Annotated in this window: 13 protein-coding genes and 2 pseudogenes; 7 read left to right on the forward strand and 8 right to left on the reverse strand. The window is 47.1% G+C overall.

The window, feature by feature from the left end:
• Positions 1–7 precede the first annotated feature (7 nt).
• The 5 genes and pseudogenes from L3556_RS13800 to L3556_RS13820 all read right to left on the reverse strand — a co-directional run bounded on the left by L3556_RS13800 (position 8) and on the right by L3556_RS13820 (position 3842).
• The gene (locus L3556_RS13800; RefSeq protein WP_277867922.1) at positions 8–217 is read right to left on the reverse strand and encodes a type II toxin-antitoxin system HicA family toxin; all 210 of its coding nucleotides are present in this window, start codon (positions 215–217) and stop codon (positions 8–10) included.
• Entirely contained in the window at positions 214–417 is a 204-nt protein-coding gene (locus L3556_RS13805) for a type II toxin-antitoxin system HicB family antitoxin (protein WP_277867923.1), read from the reverse strand. The genes L3556_RS13800 and L3556_RS13805 overlap by 4 nt, the downstream gene beginning before the upstream one ends.
• A 25-nt stretch (positions 418–442) precedes the next feature.
• Entirely contained in the window at positions 443–2650 is a 2208-nt protein-coding gene (locus L3556_RS13810) for a DUF1156 domain-containing protein (RefSeq protein WP_277867947.1), read from the reverse strand.
• A gap of 537 nt (positions 2651–3187) precedes the next feature.
• Positions 3188–3352: pseudogene (locus L3556_RS13815) on the reverse strand (DUF1156 domain-containing protein); the annotation flags it as partial.
• 163 nt (positions 3353–3515) lie between these two features.
• Positions 3516–3842, reverse strand: coding sequence for a transposase (locus tag L3556_RS13820; protein ID WP_277867924.1), 327 nt, complete (start codon positions 3840–3842; stop codon positions 3516–3518).
• A gap of 185 nt (positions 3843–4027) precedes the next feature.
• On the opposite strand from L3556_RS13820, the gene L3556_RS13825 reads away from it, so the two are divergent.
• Positions 4028–4417: a hypothetical protein gene (locus L3556_RS13825; protein WP_277867925.1), complete on the forward strand. Its 390-nt coding sequence runs from the start codon at positions 4028–4030 to the stop codon at positions 4415–4417.
• A gap of 230 nt (positions 4418–4647) precedes the next feature.
• Here the strand turns inward: L3556_RS13825 and L3556_RS13830 are convergent, their stop codons facing one another.
• Positions 4648–7782: a DUF3854 domain-containing protein gene (locus L3556_RS13830; RefSeq protein WP_277867926.1), complete on the reverse strand. Its 3135-nt coding sequence runs from the start codon at positions 7780–7782 to the stop codon at positions 4648–4650.
• Positions 7783–8661: 879 nt separating this feature from the next.
• Positions 8662–9315 (reverse strand): XRE family transcriptional regulator, encoded by a 654-nt coding sequence (locus L3556_RS13835; protein ID WP_277867927.1) that lies wholly within the window; start codon positions 9313–9315, stop codon positions 8662–8664.
• Between the two features lie 78 nt (positions 9316–9393).
• Here L3556_RS13835 and L3556_RS13840 point away from each other — a divergent pair, with 78 nt between their 5' ends.
• Positions 9394–9798 carry a hypothetical protein gene (locus tag L3556_RS13840; RefSeq protein WP_277867928.1) on the forward strand — a complete coding sequence of 135 codons (405 nt, stop codon included), beginning with the start codon at positions 9394–9396 and terminating at the stop codon, positions 9796–9798.
• A 109-nt stretch (positions 9799–9907) separates the two neighbouring features.
• On the opposite strand, the gene mobQ is transcribed toward L3556_RS13840, so the two are convergent.
• Positions 9908–11158, reverse strand: a complete 1251-nt coding sequence (gene mobQ, locus L3556_RS13845) for a MobQ family relaxase (RefSeq protein WP_277867945.1) — start codon at positions 11156–11158, stop codon at positions 9908–9910.
• A gap of 154 nt (positions 11159–11312) precedes the next feature.
• Between mobQ and L3556_RS13850 the strand changes: the two genes are divergently transcribed.
• The 5 genes and pseudogenes from L3556_RS13850 (at position 11313) to L3556_RS13870 (ending at position 17063) form a co-directional block, all read left to right on the forward strand.
• Positions 11313–11990, forward strand: a complete 678-nt coding sequence (locus L3556_RS13850; protein ID WP_277867929.1) for a hypothetical protein — start codon at positions 11313–11315, stop codon at positions 11988–11990.
• A 1-nt stretch (position 11991) separates the two neighbouring features.
• Positions 11992–12687: a ParA family protein gene (locus L3556_RS13855; RefSeq protein ID WP_277867930.1), complete on the forward strand. Its 696-nt coding sequence runs from the start codon at positions 11992–11994 to the stop codon at positions 12685–12687.
• A gap of 82 nt (positions 12688–12769) precedes the next feature.
• Positions 12770–12991: pseudogene (locus tag L3556_RS13860) on the forward strand (ISKra4 family transposase); the annotation flags it as partial.
• 282 nt (positions 12992–13273) lie between these two features.
• Complete coding sequence (locus tag L3556_RS13865; protein WP_277867931.1) at positions 13274–16159, forward strand: hypothetical protein; 2886 nt, start codon at positions 13274–13276, stop codon at positions 16157–16159.
• Positions 16149–17063, forward strand: coding sequence for a hypothetical protein (locus L3556_RS13870; RefSeq protein ID WP_277867932.1), 915 nt, complete (start codon positions 16149–16151; stop codon positions 17061–17063). Before L3556_RS13865 ends, L3556_RS13870 begins: the two co-directional genes overlap by 11 nt.
• The last annotated feature ends 4 nt before the right edge of the window (positions 17064–17067 follow it).

A 17067-nucleotide genomic window follows, 5' to 3' on the forward strand; every position in this document is an offset into this window, starting at 1 on the left:
TTCTTTCTTAACTTAAGTCTTCTTCCGTAAGATTTGCGGTTTTCATTAAGGCTTTAAGTGTTCCAATTTTTAAGTCCTGATTGCGGTGGACAGGAATCGAGATAATTTGTTTGGTCTGTAAATTTTCATAGATATGATGGCTGCCGCTGACTCGTTGTAAAGTCCATCCTTTTTTCTCGACAATTTTACATAGCTTTTTCCCTGACACGGATTTCATACCGCAATCTCAATTTTCGTTTCGTCTGGAGCAGTGATAGCTCTCTGATTCGCTACCTCTAGCCAGCCCTGAATCGCATCCTCTAAATTTGCCATTAATTCTTCTTTCGTTTCCCCTTCTGTGACACAACCTGGCAGTGCAGGAACCTCGGCCCAATAGCCGCCTTCTTCAGCGTTATGGATAATGACCGTGAGTTTCATGATTTTAATCTCCTAGATTTTTAAGTTAAGGTTCTGCCCAAAGTGCGAGTTGTTGCGGTTCATCAATTTTGTCAGCAAAGGCTAAACGGCGGAGATTTTCCAGGCCCTCAAAGTCATTGGCGGCGGCGGCAACAGCTTTGGCGGGATCAATGCCGGTGTAGGTTTTGGAGGGGGGCAAGACTTCTAGGACAGCTTCCAGTCCAGCTAAAAAGGTCGGGTCTTGGCTGAGGTTATTTTTTTCTAGGAGTTCACGGGCAGCGGCTAAACTCTGACTTCGACCCAGGTGGGCGGCATGGTGGATTGCATCAATGAGTCCGCGACTGCCATCGGTGGGGCCTAGGGAAGCATTAGCAGCACGAATCGCACTATCCCAGAGGATGACATCACTGCTTTTTTTCTCAGCTAGGACTTTGATAATGTCTCGATCTAGGTCTAATCCAACAACACGGGCCAGGCGTAAGGCTTCATCGTAGGGGAATTGTGGGGCTTTGAAGGCATCCCAGGCCAGGACAAACCATTCTGTCAGCGGGTCAAGTTCATGGATGCGTTGGGCATTGGTGAGTTGTTCCAGTTTCCAGCGTTTGACTTCCCGGCGGGCGGCTTCGAGGGCATCTTCTGGGGTGACGGCATAGGGATCGGTTGGAGTTGGGGTGGAGCGGCGGCGTGAAGTGGGGAATTCGGCTTTGGGTTGTCCCCGTTTGACTGGCCAGTGGCGGGAGAACAATTCTAGGGCTGGTCCAAAACAGGAAAGATATAGATCAACGCCCCGGATGCCAGCAGCTTGAAATTGACTGATCCGACTACGCACGGCCTGGGCCACGAGGGGTTCAAGTTCTTCCCAATAGTAAACGTCATCGGTGGGGGCTTGGTTACGGGGACGACAGGCTAAAAAGATGGTGCTATTGGCGGCGGATTTATCTTTGATGTGCAGCGATCCCTCAGCTTCGGTATTGATCGGCCAACTGGCAGTGATTACAAATCCGGCTTCAATCAGGCCCGTTGTCAGTGCATCCCAGGCCCCAGTTGCTTTGTGGGTAAACATTAGGGTCATAATGCCATCGGGTTTGAGGACACGACGACACTCGGTAAAAATAGCGGCCATGCGGTGTTGATAATCTTGCCCGGCCAGGTCTTTGGCTCCTTTTTGCCCTTTGAATTTGGCGGGGTTGGCCACGGCTTCGTTTTCTTTGTCGGTGAGGTAACGGGTAAATAAGTCTGGATAAATATAGCCCGCCGTGCGTTTCAGCCAGACATAGAAAAAGTCCGAGAGTTCCGCATACATCACATTGTCGTAATAGGGCGGATCCAAGACTATGGCATCAATACTGGTATCAACTAAATGGTCTAAGCGGTCTCCAGGTTGGCAAGTGAGGGTAATGGGCGTGGGCGTAGTTGCAGCGGAAAGAGACTCTAAAACAGGCAGATTTTCATAATTTTCACTAGCATTGTTTTTTGTTAGCTCCAGTAATTCCTTAATGCACTTCTCAGTTTTTTCAAATGTCCAATCAAAGCCAAGTCCAGTAATCAAAGGGGCCATTTCAGAGTAAGACCAGACAAAGGCAAAATCATGTCTGTCAAATAATGCTCTGACCCTTCCAGTTGATGAGTCCCAGCGGCAAGACCTCGTACCATAATTAAGTAATGTATCTATTGAAAGTGCAACATAACCGAGTGCTGCTTTTGTAAGTTCTGAATAGTCGGGGTTCTGTTGGGCTTCGGTTAAGAGTTCTCGGAAAATTTCAACACTCGTACCATGACAAAGTAACTGCCTAGGAGAAAATAAATCTCGCCATTTTCTAAATCCATATCGCAGGGGTTCATCTGTTTTATGACCTTGATCAATCATTTCAGAGGGAACTAAATCCAAGGCTTCCCAGGCCGGGAGTTTCTCTGCTAAAGCTGCGGCAATTTTGTCATCAATGTTGTCGGTTAATTGCGGCGCACGATATCCCCTTGACCATTTTTCCCGAACCTTGCCCGTTTTAGTTTTAGATAATATCCGTTCTTTATAAACAATCGTGAAAAGCTGCTCTCCCATGTTCCCGGCCTGGGCCTGTTTTTTTATTTCATCCCCTTCAATCACCCGCCCACAGTCTGGATAGGGACAAGTCGCAACACCCCCCTTCACCGTCCCTGGAGATTGATCTTTTGCTGAATGGACAATTTCAAACTGACAAACCCGCTTGCCGGTTAATTGCGGTAATAATTTTACCCCCGTCCCATCAGGAGCCAACTTCCAATTTGGAGATAACGGAATTAAGCCATCGCAATAGGGACAATGAATTGTTCTTGCCCATAGGTAGGTTGCATCCAATCGATCTGGACTGCCAGGTTGAGGGAAATATTGATCTAATCTTTTTTCTAATTCATTACGAAATACTTTAGTAAGACGATTATACTCACTAAGTAGTTTTGATCCGTATTTTATGGGCCATTCATAGGTTGCTTTCTGAACTAATACGGCAACAGGATTTAGATCATTGGCAAGAACTGAACATCCCAGTCGTAAAGATTCAAACGGAATACTTCCGCCACCCGCTGTTGGGTCTAAAACACTGGGTTCAGCAATTCCGATCTTTGCCAACTCAGATTTAATCCATTCTTGTTCTGAAGTAGAGGGATTGTACTTAAATGATCGTTCATAACCATAAGGGTCTGTAACTCGTTCTCCTGTTCGTTTAGCTTTTTCAATTAGTTTCTGTGCTTGTATTGGATCCCCATGAATCCCAAGAATATGAGTAAACATTTTGCGATCTGCATCTGCGGGTAACAATGAAGCCAACACTGCTGCTCGAGAAGCCACTAACGGCCGCCTTGCCCACCACACATGAAGCCGATTTGGGGCCGGAAAAGGAGTCATTGGGGTTCGTTCTCGAATACTCTCAATCCCTAGTTCAGCAATCGGGAGCCAGTCTTCAATTAACCGCTTAGTCATGATATTTCCTCATTGTGAATCTGTTGAATCATTTGGCTCAAGTGTTCATTCTCCTTCCCTCGGGGCGATAATAGTCGGTTGCACCAGGCATAATAGCCACTCCTCGATTGCTTTAAGACCTGGCACATCAGGCTGATGGGAAAATGTGCCTTCTGGGCATCGATTAACTCATAGGGTCTGAGCTTTCCCGTGCAAAGAAGGCTGCCGCTTTTTTTAGGAAATCACGCTCCATCTCGACGCGCTTCAAGTCTTTGCGTAATGCCGTCAGTTCCGCCCGTTCCTGCGTCGTCAATGCCCCTTGCTTGCCACCACCCTGGTCAATGGTTGCTTGTTTGACCCATTGGCGTAGGGCACTTTCTGTCAAACCCATTTCCTGGGCGACGTGGCTGATCGGCTTGCCTGACTGTTGCACTATTGCCACAGCGTCAGCTTTTTGTTCGGCAGTAAATGTTCGTCTTGGTTTTTGGCTCATTTGGACTTTCTCCTTCATTGGCGACTCTTGGAGTTTGTCCACTTTTTTCAGTCAGGGTCAAACTCACCCGCCACCAGCAGTTTTGGGCAATGAGCCGAGTGTAGCATCAGGTCGGGTGTAGCGATTTGTTATAGGTCGTTCTGTCCAGAGGCTTCAAGATGAACGGGCTTCCCCCAGTGGACGAGTCATTTAAGGAGAAAAGAATGGACGTAAATCTCAAAAAGTTTTTTACTGAAAACGGATTGGTTGATGAGCAGGGCGAGACTTTTGATCCGCCTTATGATGATGCTGATGGCTGGCGGCGTAGTTTTCGAGCCGCGATCCAGTGCCTGAATTTTATGCTTGATGAGCAAGAGGCGGCTGTGGAGAATCGCCGGGGCAGTAAGTATTTGATAGGACTAAATGTAATCGGGGATGATTTAATGGAGCCAAAGATTCGGCTTCAGAATTTAGGGCTAAATGTTCAGGAAGAAGAAGCAAGAATCTGTGATGACTTGGGTTTAGGGTTTTCTACCGTTGATGAACGATATGCCCAAAACCGGGAGTTCATGAAACGAATGCGTCAGAGGAGAGAAGCTGATGAGCAAAATTAAGATCCCTGAAACTGTTACCCCTGAACAGCTCCAGCGTATTGCTCCGATCTTAACTTTCCATTAACTAAATCCCGGCAACGGGACTGAAATCAAAAAGCTCAGTCACATGAAGCTCTACCCCTATCGCTAGAATTCGGGGTGGAAATAATATTATTCCAAAGAAAAAACACTTGGGCTGTGGAGCTTGGGCTATTCCTAGATATTTTCTAGGTCATCAGAGCCTCTTTTTCTTAGAAAGAGTGAGCGATGGGTATTTTTTGACAGGCTTGGGCTTCCTCTATACCAAAATAACCCCCATCACTGACCCCTTTTCCCACGTCTGGAGGGGGATTGGAGCTTGTATCCGTGTTTTTTATATTGGGAGAGTCTTTATTATTACAAATCGCGGATACAGCTCCAGCAACCTTACGCCGTGCAGCTTCTAGCAACCGTGAACGCACACAGTTAGAATCAAGCGTGATCTTATAGACTCGCGCCAACTGTTCCCCCCGCCGCCCTGGACGGGATACCTCGATTTGACCTTGTTCAACGCTAATATTTAACTTTTTCAGTAGCTTGTTGCATATCTCCACCGGTGTCTGCTCTGGCTTAATCGTCAGCCGTAGCCAGTAGTTAATTTGATTAGCAAACCATAGAGCTGCTGCCTTGATCTTGATTGCCCGTGGGTCAGCATTGCTATAGGGTTTACCATCCAAAAGGGCAAGAACACCCGTTTTTTCAATCAGAGCCGCCTGGACGAACTTGTAGGGTAGCCGGTGAAAAGCTCGGATATTTGCCCCGAATATTTTGCTCACCCCGGCGCGATCCTCTTCCTTGGCTCCCAGCAGATTCTCAGCCTTTGCCTGCAAAACTACGCCCCGGCGCATCGCCCCATAATTCTTGTATATCCCCTCGTACCACTCCAAACAATCATTGAAGTCTATTCCTGGAAATTCTTGGCGGAGCAATACTTTTGATGCGATCACCCGATCCTCGCGGGACACGTCTAGGGAATGAGTGAGGGAGATCGCCCATTCAACCGTGTGGATGTCAGGATCAACAACAACCGCCGCCCCTTCCGCTGCATCCTCCCGCCATAGTTCTTCAATAACAGAATTAAAAAGCTGGCTTGTTTCCTTATCAGCATCAACTTTTTCTCTTTTGACCTTGTGACCCGCCTCCTCTAAACGATTGATTAAAGCGTGATAGGCGATCTGTTTTTGATTTCCGCTGATTGCCCGTGACGTAGCTAGGTACTCTAAGGTCGCAGCTTCGATTGTCCGCTGGTGGGTGTCTTGGGAATCACCGTCAGGATCTAGCAAAAGAGCAAAGCCGTAAGCGTCTGCCAATGCGGCTGCGTTTTGCTGTATCTGGTGAATAATTGCTTTTGGGCGGTAGAGTGATTCCTCGCCGTTTGTTCGGATAAAAGGCGGAGCAAAGAGAAATCGGGGCACCGGCGGCCGATACCGCCCCAACAACTGCATTTGGCTATCGGTATCGAGGGAGGGGAAGTATCCCCAAACGCTTTTGAAATAGGCATTTTCAAGGGCAACGTTGCCTTCAATGGAAACGCCGGATTTGACCGAGGGCGAGAGAATTAAAACGTCGGGCTGATAATCATGGATCCATTGGTCTGGATCAATAAAGAACGAATTAAATGTGCCTTTTTCGTTCGTTTGACTGTCGATCCTGAAGACCTTCAGTTCAGGTTGCGTGTTACTCAAGACCCGCTCCAACCGTCGGCACTCCTGCTGGGAGGTAGAGACAAACAATAGGGGCTGTCGATCCTTGTCCTGTTTAGCCGCCTCCAAACGCTCCAATAACGTTTTCCGGAAGCCACTCACCTGCCCCGTCATTGCCGAACACTGCCAGGTTGAACCGTGTTTGAAGTGTTGAAAAACTCGGACAGCCTTTGCCTCACTGACCTTTTTCACAAAATCGATCGCCCGATCTGGCAAGCCGTCCTCACTCAGGACGATTGCCCCCTTCTCGGCAGCGTGTTTGGCGATGGTTCCAAATTTTTCCACGATTTCAGACCACCGGCTTTTAAGGGTATTCCCCTCGACGATGTGATTTACAACTTGGTTAGCCTCGTCAAGAATCAGTAGCACCGGCTTGTCTAAAAACCAGGGTGGGATGCAATGCAGAGAATCGGGGCACAAGACAACCCCCCCCTGGTAGCTGATTGTTGCCAGGAGTGCCTGCTGCTGCTCTGGTGATTTAGAAAAGTCGTGAATATGGGGTAAGTTCCACTTTTGAGCCGTTTGTTTGCCCAGTGAATTGAGGGGTGCAAGGACTAAAGTGAGCCAGTTTTGCTCCCGTGCGTTTTGCACCCAATTCTCTCCGAGCCGGGTTGTTTTCCCAGAGTTCATCGGAGCCTTAACGACATGAATGGCTCCCTGGGCTAACGGGGGCAGTTCTGGGAGGTAGGGGCCTTCCGTAACTCGCTCGATCTGGAAGGTCGTCTGCGATAGTTGCTTGATTGTCGAAAGCCCTGTAAAAATCCGGGCCTCGCGCTGGTAGGTCTCTACATTCCAGGATTGGCACAGTGCCTCCACCAGCCAGGTGGCGGCATTCGCCCCCTGTTTGTAAATAACATCATCAATTCCCTTACCTAAAACAGTGTCCCAGACCAGATAGAGGGGCTTGCACTGGCAGCCAACTAAGGCATGACCCAGCTTAATCGCCTGTTTGCGGACGGCAGCCTGGGTTTTAGCCTTTTCGTCCTGGTCGAAAACGATATATACTCTTCGTCCTGCGGTGGCAAGTTGAGCAATTATCGGGTGTAGGTCGTCTGTTTTTGGTGTGCGCCACTGGGTAATTCCCCGAATGGCGATCGCCGGTATTCCTTGGGCGAGTAGGCTCAGGGCTTTTTTGAATCCCTCGGTAATGGCGATCTCGACGTTGGATCGCTGAATCGTCTGCCAGAAGAATTCGCCGGGTAACGGTTTTAGGTTGTAGCGGCGGTAGATTGCCTGGGCAGTTTGCGCGTCCACCCAAGGTAAAATCGGCGGCGCAGGACACAAGGCTGGGGTTTCGTATTTGATAACTTTGGTTTTTTGGGTGTTTCCGCCGAAGCCTTGGCTCCGTTTCCGAGGTTCTTTCGGTTTGAAATAGTAAATGTGAGCCGGAGTCCCATCGAGGTTGCAGCCTGTAGTAGCCCATCCCCCTGCGGCTGCGAACTGATACTTCTTGCGCCATCGGGCAGCGGCAGTGGTTACATAGCTATTTACTTTTTGCGCTTGTACCATGGCTTCCTGAGCCAAGACAACTACAGCTTCTTCCCCCTCAAGCCATTCAACGTTTGCCTTAGTGAGCCTGTTGGGGATGCTGGACAGGCGGAACTCTTCTAGGACAAACTCTGGAAAATTTCTCTGAAGAAACATTTTTTGACTCCCTTCGGTTTTCGTGGTGTCCGATAGGGGGGAGCCATGTTCAATTTCGCTGCTACCTTGCGATAGATTGCAAGATATGTCAAAATTTTAGACATGGCATACGTGGGGCGCTCTAACGTATCGTCGCCAAACAATAAGGTTAGCGTGCCCGACCCCTATCCATAAATTCATAAATATTCAAAAATTATAAAGCCCTAGCTGTTTGCAGTTAGGGTTTTTTTTTCGATCACCTCCTCAACAAGGGATTTGCTACTTGGAGTCTAATATAAGTCAGATTGCCTAAAAATGATACAGTTGATTTTTATTTTTTCAATATGTAAAAATATTTAATTTTGGAATTGTAATGTATTGAAAATATAATTTTTTTATATACTTATCTATCCTTATTTGAAATTTGGACATTAACTTTGTAATTTTCTTTTTTTGTAGTTTTATATAAAATTAGAAATTTTTTAATTTTCATTTATGTAACTAAAGCAAGTGCAGATACTTGAATTTCAGAAGTTCGAGTCTTGTTAAATCAATGCTCACGAGAAACAAGCGGTAGTTGTGGAAGCCCAGTCTCTTTAGATCGGGGAAGCTTACAGCTATTATCTGGTCTGTGCGATTAATCCCCTTTAGCCTATTGATGGTGCTTGCCCAGGTTATCCCTCGGAGCTAGGGTACGAGACTGATTTATGGGAGCCACTAGGAGCCAACTACTACAATGGCAATTTGGTCATTACCCGTCGTGTATCTGGATAGATGATTCCGTCTAATTCCAGTTGGTTTTACTGAAGCCTATTCGGTCTTCCATTTCATGACTGCTGCGAAAAGCAGTATCTTATCTACTCCCTTGCAATAGTCGTAAGGCACAGAAGTCATGACTGCCTAGCCTCTTAACCTGCGACCAGACCAGACCACCCGCCCCAGAATGGCAAAATCATCAGGGTCAGTTTGCACCGAGATAGAAAAAGGCGGATAAGCACTATTGTCACTAGCAATCAAAAGAGTCTTGCCAGGTTTTGGTAAGAGCCGCTTCACCATCAACAAAGCATTACAGCGAATCAAATAGATACCCTCCTGGAGAGGGTCAAGCAGCCTTCGAGTAAACAGCAACGAATCGCCATGGAAGAGAGTAGGTTCCATCGAATCCCCACGAACCGTCAGCAACCCAGCCTCCTGCGGATTGACCTTTAACTCCTGCACCAACCAATCCAGATCCAGACTAAGAGCATCGATCGCTCCTTCCGATTCCAAAAACGTCCCCGTCCCGGCCGCCGCCTCCAAATCATACCGAGGAATCAAGACCGTTGGCCGCTCCCGGTACTTGCCCATCAGCAACCACATCGGATCAACCTCAAATACCTGACAAATCCGAGCTAAGACCTCCGCATCCGGTAGCCTTTCCTCCTTTTCATACCGGACTAAACTGCGATGTCCGATGCCAAGCAAATCCGCAAACGTCTGCCGACTCCGTTTGCCGCGCAAATGTAACAACCGCTGTCCGATACCAAGAGAAAATCGCTGTTCTGGACGATTCATTTTCAATAATATGCCCGAATGGGCAAATCATACCACAAAAGCCATGGCAACTTAGGACATAAAGCGAGAGGAAAGGGGATGAGCGAGATTCGTAGAGCAGATCAGCTACTTGAAAAATTAACCGCCCTAGAGAAACGGGTGGGACGGATACTGATACGTCACAAATTTGGCAAAAAATGGGAAGCCATGACCGAGATCGAAAAAGCAGAAGTCATCGCCTACTGTGAGCAGATCATTGGAGAGCCACAGCCCCTATCGCACTGTACATTACGACCCAACATCAGCCTAGAGATAAGTCATCTCAAAGTTTGGTCAGTATCAATTGAGTGTGACTGCGAACTTACAGCCCATCGGATTAGCAAATGGGCCGCAACCGTATCAGCCCTCGTAACCCTTCTAGAGCATTCAGCAGGATACCGAGTACGCTGCCTAGGCTTAAATCCACTTGCCTGGCGGGATGCATTAGATCGGTATGCTAGCTAGAACCCCCCCATGACCTAACCTTTGTTTTTCTTGTCCTCCAGGAATTTGATGAGAGTGATCCGATAGCGGTTAGCATCCAGGACGTTGTGGTAGTCCAGAAATAGGTCGTTCACCGCTCCAGGTCGGGTCGTTTCCGTTGTTGTGGCGGTGGTTGTGGTTGCTGCTTCTCTACGAACTGCTTGGCTTTGCCGACCACTGCTTTCAGGATTTCTAGGTTTTTTGGGTTGGGTTGATTGCGGTAGATTCGCTTACCTTCCTTGGATGGGATAGCCACACTACTGTAGTCAGGAGCAACCTGAAAAATGGCTCTATTTTGCTCTGGAAATTCTTGAATTTGGGCGATACAGGCGAGATAATCTTTATCCCATTTTGCTAGTGCAGCCTGTGCCGCTCGTTGCGCTTGTAATTGTTGCGCTTCTGCTTGCCGTTGAGCATCTAATTTAGCCCGTTCCTCTGCTAATCGTTCGGCTTCTGCTTTCGCTAATTCATCTGCCTGTCGTTTAGCTTCTGCCTGTCGTTCGGCTTCTAGTTTCGCTAGTTGATCTGCTTGCCGTTTTGCATCAGCATCCCGTTTTGCCTTGGCTTCTTCAGCTAGTTTTGCTGTGTATTGATCGTAGAGTGATTTATGGTTGTGATTCGCCGTTTCCCACTCCTGCCGAAGCCGTGAGTTTTCGCCCGTTTTCCGCTCGATCGCTATGGCTGCCACTCCCAGATGCTTCTGGGGCAATCTGTCTTCAATCCCTTGATCTTTCAGTCTGCGGCGATCCACCCTGGTAGTGCTGCCTGTTGCGGCAAGATATTCGTTTGCTAATTCTTCCCATTGCTGTCGAATCCAATGGGTTTCTTGAGAGCCAGTTTTTCTGCTATCTAGCTCGTTTGTCTTGCGGGTGAGGGCTGGCATATTGTCTACCATCTCGATCTGGCGAGTGGTGAACATAATATGAGCATGGACATTCCGCTGATCGCCTTTTTTGTTTGGCTCATGGATCGCCAGGTCAGCCGCTACCTGATACCTTTCCATAATGGCTTTGGTGAATTGCCTGGCTAACTGAATCTGGCTTTGCCGATCAAGCTCGGCTGGTAGCCCAATTTGAATTTCCCTAGCAACACAAGAATTGATGCGTTTCTCTGATTCCTCAGCAAGATTCCATAGAAGCTCTCTCTTGATCCTCACCAGGGGGATTGATTTGGGTAGTAAGACCTCGTTATATATGACACCACGTTTGCGGGTATAGTCGTGGGTTTTCTCTTTTCGATGGTCGGTCAACTTCGCTCCGGCTCGATAGGCAGCCGCCGCTACTGCGTTCCGCCCTTTAGACCGACTCATTATTTTCATTGAACAATGAAATATACCGCTCATACCTATGCCAATGGTTGCTTCCAACGAATGGGGGTGCAGGGGTTCTCCCCTGCCGCACTGAAAACGATAGTTTTCATAAGTGCGCCTTTCTAAAAAATTTCGGATAAAGGTATTGTACTATAATTAGCAAAAAATGGGTAAGATAAGATTTCTGGTGAGTACGTCAGAGGAACTAAAGAAAAAATTAGAGGCATCCCAGGAGGCATGGTCTAATAGAGATGCTCGTAGATTTAGGAACCACTGCCTGATACTACTTGGGTCATGGCTGGAGGATTACCTGAAACGATACCCTGAGCCTCCAACTGATTTGCAGTCGTACCTGGGTGATAAAAATTTTGCTAAGATTGAACAATTTATTAGTGGTCAGGGAGTGGCAGAAATTATGGTGAAGTCGTTTGCTCAAGAAGATTTTGAGGAATCCTTAGAAAATTTTTTGCAGGATAAAATAAAGGAGATAAATAAGAATCGTGTTTCGTGGGAGGACGTGATTCGGAATAAATATGACTTGATTGTGGAATCATTGGAGCTTAAAATTTCGCCAAAAGAAATTCTTCAATTTGTAAATAGCAAGTTAGACCATCCGATTACACAGCGCAAATTAATGACTGTAATCCGCCAGATCAAGCAAGAGAAAGCTGGTTCGACTAGGAGGCGTAGAACCAGGAAAAAAAGTGCTACTGAATCAAAGCCAGTTGGGTCAGAAAGTGTAAACGTAGAACCTCAACCAAGTGCTACAACTGCAACTGAATCGGAAAATAAAGACAACTATAGTGACAACTATCGTGAGAATAATCCACGCGCACAAAATAAAATCAACCTAGCTGATATTTGAAATGAAAACCATCTTTTTTGTGTTCATGCCCAAGGGTGGCGTTGGCAAAACGACAATTTCAATTTTGCTAACGGCTGAAATGTTAAGGCGCAATAAAGCAGTCCAGATTTTAGATATTGACCGACAACAAGAATTAAAGATGTGGGTGGATGAGTGGTGTACATTAAATCCAGACAAAGCCAACCTAATTGTGGATAGTAAAAATGAGCGCGATTGCTTAATAATTGATAGCAAACCTGGGGCTGACGATCAGTTTGGTGCGAGTAATGACGACATTTTGAAAACGTTAGCAGCGTGGAGTCAGGAACAAACTGTGCGCGTGATACTGCCATTTCTGCCAGGCAAACAGGAGATAAAGGCGTTAAGGGTGGCGATAGAATTGTTGGATCAGTATGCGCCAACGATACCAAGGGGCATCATCATCAATCGGCGTAAAAATTCGCGCATTGATACGGAGTTAATTGCTGAAGCCAAGCAAATTAGTAACGCAACAGTCCTGGGCTATCTAACAGATTTGATCGCGTATCGGGAAATCAAATGTGAGGGCAAGGCAGTCTGGCAGTATGAAACGACTGCTGCGATTTCCCGCTTTGATGACTTTGTAAGAGTTTTCAATTTTCGCAGCAAGGGTGATGCAACGCGGGAGTGGGCCAAAGTCGCCAAATCCCTGGATCAATTTATGAGCGTCCCCGGCTAGGAAGATCACCGGCTAGGAGATCCCAGGAGCGATAGAGGACGATCAATGAGACCTGGCATTGTTTGAAGCGTGTTAAGGACATCAAGCCCAGTGTTTCTGCCAGTATTTACGCAAGCATCACCATTGCATTGTTAATTATGATTATTTGCAGGCAGAGGGTATTTGCTCCATTGGTTCGGGTTCCGTTGAATCAATGGTTAAACAGATTGATCGACGGCTCAAAATTTTAGGGGCACGATGGAAGCGAAAGAATGTTCCAAAGGTTTTAGCCCCGCGTTGTGCTTATCTCAATAACCAGTTGTAACATTTTTCTCTGGAGAATGTGAAACGCACCCGTTAAGGACTGGGTATTCGCAAGGTCTGAGTTGCTTGAGAATTGATTTGACAATATTTTGGAATAATGCCATGATAAACTTATATTTTTTGTTTATTTAAGGGTAGAATAATACATTTCTCCCCTTTAAGCTAACTTTCAATACTTCTGGGCTTTAAGTTTAAGAAGTGTCTGTCAAGTAAGTACGAATTTTTCCCTAGTAGTGGGAACTCTTATTTAAAGTTTGTTTACAGGCAGTCTGGAGCAGCGTTGATGGGTTTCTCTCAACCGGGGCGATCTCAGCAGCTTTGGCAACAACTTCAGATCGAGCAATACTGGGGGCACCACGATCGCCCCCCAGGTCAGCGCTTTTTGGGCAGTATGCGGATCTCAAGAAATGTTGTAGAGCAACTACTTCATATTGTTTGCAGCAGTTTTGCCCCTATTCAACCATTCACTTTTGCAGAGTTAGAAGAAGAATTCAGTGGGCATGATCCTCAAAACTATTGGATCAGACTAAGCACATTAGCCTTGTCGGAATACGCCTACTACGACGAAGGACATACTGGTTTTTGGGAGGGAGTCTGCGATCGCCTCGGACTGCAAAGAACACAGGGGGTAGAAAATACACTCAGAGCAGTGCTGAAAAAGGGAATCAAGCTGTTGGGCTTGGTTGAAACGCAGCAGAGTAACTATTATGTTTCAACGCTATGGCTACAAAGTGGGATTCCCCAACAAAACCTGGAACATTTTGCCCGCTTATTGCAAGACATTTCCCAGGAGTATAGCTGGTGGGAAATTGCCCATGCTGAGCCCGAAGACTTGTCACAGATGATGTATGAGTTTTGTTTGCATCGACATCCGCAATGGCGAAAGCTGCTGACGTTCTTGAAGAGCAGCTATGCCGAGGACGATGAAGCGGTGGAGCCAATTTCAGGACAATTGCTTCAGGGCATTGCGATTGTGGCTCAGGAACTGGAACGGCGGGGACTTTCTCCCGCAATTTTGCAGGATAGCCAGCAACAGGAACAGTTTCTCCATAGTTATTGTTTGCCCAGCACATTCTTCCTTCGCAGTTGGGACAATCTGATTCAGGTGCTTACACCTCAAGAGCAGAGTCAAACCACACGGCGCGGCATCATTGATTGGCGGAAAAAGCCTTTGGTTTTGGCACTTGATGTGGCTGATTCAATGGATATTCAGCTTTGTCTACCAGAGCAGCGTCTTTACCGAAAAGATTGGAAAGCCTTGAGCAGAAGCCACTGCAAGATTACAGAAATCAGTTGGGAGGGAGATATTGATCTTGGTTCGGGAATTGTAGAGATTCCGGCAAAGAATCGGGCTGTTCACCATCACCAACCATCATGGACATGGCAATTGCGATCACACACGGATGCATCCCTTACCGAATGGCATTGTGAAGGGATTGCGCCAAATCTCCCCGTCCTGATTTTTGATGCGTGGACGGGCGATCGCTTGCTATTTAGCAGCGAACTAAAGGGCAGCACTGAAATCATCTGCTTCTTTGCCAGTAGTACTCAGTTGGAATTCTCAGACGGCATTGAATTATTGGATGGTTTTGTTCCCTGTAGTATTGCGGGTTGGCGTGGGCAACAATTACTGCTTACTGCCGCCCAATCGGAGCTTACCGTTCGTTTTGCTAATGGCACGCAGTCTTTTCTATGGAGTCAGGTTCAGGCAAACCATCCTCAGTTACGTGGTTTGAAACTGAAGGGTAGACAGCCAGTTTATCTCGACGTTCCCACGATCTGGCATCCACCCTTGCCTCTAAGCAAAACGGTCAAGATATTGGTCGAGGATCTGACACACCGCGCCATCCTGACGGCACTAGACGAAACCCTGACGGTAGCTGCTAATGCCAATTGGCAAAGCATTCAGTTATCGCAGTGGATTACTCGATCAGGTTCTTACGTGGTGCGGTTGTGGACTGAGGATCATCGTTGGTCTGAACAGTTTGAAGTGAAATCCAGTTTTGAATTGAACCAGCCACCGCATAAATCGGTGTTAGTGGTCTGCGATCGCACCCAAACCCCTATGGAAATTCCACTGCAAGTTCCTGCTCCAGCAGACTTTTGGCTCAGTGAACTTACCCTGCACGGCCTGTGGGCACTAGAGGAGATCATGCTTCTGCTCACTGGTGACGCAATCACCCGACGATATCGTCAGCAAGCCACCATATCAGGTGTGTTGACAATTACTCTGGCGGCATGGCGCGATGTTTTACCAGAGTCAAACGGGTATGCTTTGAGTTATCAGCGGCAGGGAGAAGCCCCTCAACGATTGTTAGAAATGGTTTCTGGTGGTCTGATTAGCCAGACCTGGGCAAATCAGGCAATTCATCTCTCTGGCTTACACCCAGGGCAAACCTATATCCTCACGTTCTGGAATATGATGCTACCAGATAATAAAATACTCCAACGTATTGTTCGTGCCTTACCCGAACAAGATGCGGTGACAGTTCCTTTGAATGATTTGTGGGGGCTTTTTCATGTTCAGCTTGAATGTTCTAGTGGCGCTGCTCAAAGTCTGGGTTGGTGGAGTGGGATTCAAACTATTACTAACTTGTTACTACCAGAGGAACTGAGTAATGACAGATTTGAGTATTCCATGAATATCTTTGAGAACCAGCCTGTTGGTTTTTTTTCAGCAGAAGTTAGACGGCTTGATCTCGATATTGACGTACAAGCCGTAAATCGGGCCATCGCGTCTTTGGAAAATGATCCCTGCCATCTCCCAGGCTGGCTCGATCGAGATTTATTGCATCAAAAACTACAAGTATTTCTAAAATCTCCAGCGAATCCAAAGGCCAATGTCCCTGTAATCGTCTCAATTAATGGACAAAAAGTTACGCCTCCCCAGCCAGGAAGATGGTATTTGGTTACAATCCGACCTAATAACAATAGCCAATCCATTTTCTCTAGAGAACTGAGACGTAGAGACAATAGCCATTTAATCGAACGATGTGAAATACCACCGTGTAATGACTATCTGCAATATATCTTGATTAAAACGAGCAACTTATCAAGTGAAATATTAGAACTAATTTGTCAAACTCCTTACTTTCAAAGGATTGAGCGTCGTCCACTTTCTCTAAATCAAGTTACTCAAATGCTAGGAAGAAATCCTGATGCTGCCTGAATTAATTATTCGCCTCCTAAGTAACCATCGGCAAGCATATCGAACAGAACTGCCGCAACCACTGTCGCTACGGGCGATCGCCACCCTCATCCAGCAGAGCTTACCGCCCCAATACGAAGATGTCTCGAAACAGCTTGAAGCTGATTTACGCGAACTTCAGGCACAGGGAGAAGTGCTGGCAGGAATGGGGAATCGTTTTTGTATGGCTCCTCCTGTGGTTTTGGCAGAAGATGAGATGAATCTAACTGGGGTATTATTTCGGGGAGATCGCGCCTACCTGCGCTTGGCACATCAAGCCTTAGAAACCGGACAACCCTCTACCAGACCGATTCTTCGTCCAAGAATCAATGGCTTTCACCGGATCAACGAGCGGTTGCGAAAGGTGGGTATTCGACTACTCACCGTTGCTAGCAGTGTAGATCATCTGCCGCTGCCAGAGTTACCACAACCTTCTAGGCTGCAAGGCTGTGAAAGTCTCAATCCCTTTGAAGCTGCTACTTGGACAGACCCCTGTCGCCAGTATATTCCCAGCTTAGGAACGCAACAATTTGAGCACTGGGTTCCCATCATGCAGGCAGCTTTACGCGATTGCACCTTGCTCAAGCTGCCCACGGGCGAATGTATCTGGTTTGAAGCCGAGCAATTCTATGAACTAACCCCTGACACCGCTTTGTTAGCAATGTTTCAGCTTGCTCAAGACGCAAGGGCTCCAATTTCGATTCCCTGGGATGAAGTTCCTGGCAGATTGAATTTGCAGGGAATCAGTTTGCCAAGCAGCTACGCTCAATTACTCTGGCGGCTTTCCCAACCTGATGTAGACATGCCCCGCACCCGCTTGTTTGCTCCAGCTAACCGCCCGATAGCCCGTGAGGCGCTACTCCGCCTGGGTTGCACCCTCGTCTAACTCT

Source organism: Candidatus Synechococcus calcipolaris G9 (assembly GCF_029582805.1).
GTDB lineage: Bacteria > Cyanobacteriota > Cyanobacteriia > Thermosynechococcales > Thermosynechococcaceae > Synechococcus_F > Synechococcus_F calcipolaris.

What these genes read in the sequence shown, in the direction of transcription:
- L3556_RS13800 (WP_277867922.1), bottom strand. Translation starts at nt 217, where the DNA reads ATGAAATCCGTGTCAGGGAAAAAGCTATGTAAAATTGTCGAGAAAAAA.
- L3556_RS13805 (WP_277867923.1), bottom strand. Translation starts at nt 417, where the DNA reads ATGAAACTCACGGTCATTATCCATAACGCTGAAGAAGGCGGCTATTGG.
- L3556_RS13820 (WP_277867924.1), bottom strand. Translation starts at nt 3,842, where the DNA reads ATGAAGGAGAAAGTCCAAATGAGCCAAAAACCAAGACGAACATTTACT.
- L3556_RS13825 (WP_277867925.1), top strand. Translation starts at nt 4,028, where the DNA reads ATGGACGTAAATCTCAAAAAGTTTTTTACTGAAAACGGATTGGTTGAT.
- L3556_RS13830 (WP_277867926.1), bottom strand. Translation starts at nt 7,782, where the DNA reads ATGTTTCTTCAGAGAAATTTTCCAGAGTTTGTCCTAGAAGAGTTCCGC.
- L3556_RS13835 (WP_277867927.1), bottom strand. Translation starts at nt 9,315, where the DNA reads ATGAATCGTCCAGAACAGCGATTTTCTCTTGGTATCGGACAGCGGTTG.
- L3556_RS13840 (WP_277867928.1), top strand. Translation starts at nt 9,394, where the DNA reads ATGAGCGAGATTCGTAGAGCAGATCAGCTACTTGAAAAATTAACCGCC.
- mobQ (WP_277867945.1), bottom strand. Translation starts at nt 11,158, where the DNA reads ATGAGCGGTATATTTCATTGTTCAATGAAAATAATGAGTCGGTCTAAA.
- L3556_RS13855 (WP_277867930.1), top strand. Translation starts at nt 11,992, where the DNA reads ATGAAAACCATCTTTTTTGTGTTCATGCCCAAGGGTGGCGTTGGCAAA.
- L3556_RS13865 (WP_277867931.1), top strand. Translation starts at nt 13,274, where the DNA reads ATGGGTTTCTCTCAACCGGGGCGATCTCAGCAGCTTTGGCAACAACTT.
- L3556_RS13870 (WP_277867932.1), top strand. Translation starts at nt 16,149, where the DNA reads ATGCTGCCTGAATTAATTATTCGCCTCCTAAGTAACCATCGGCAAGCA.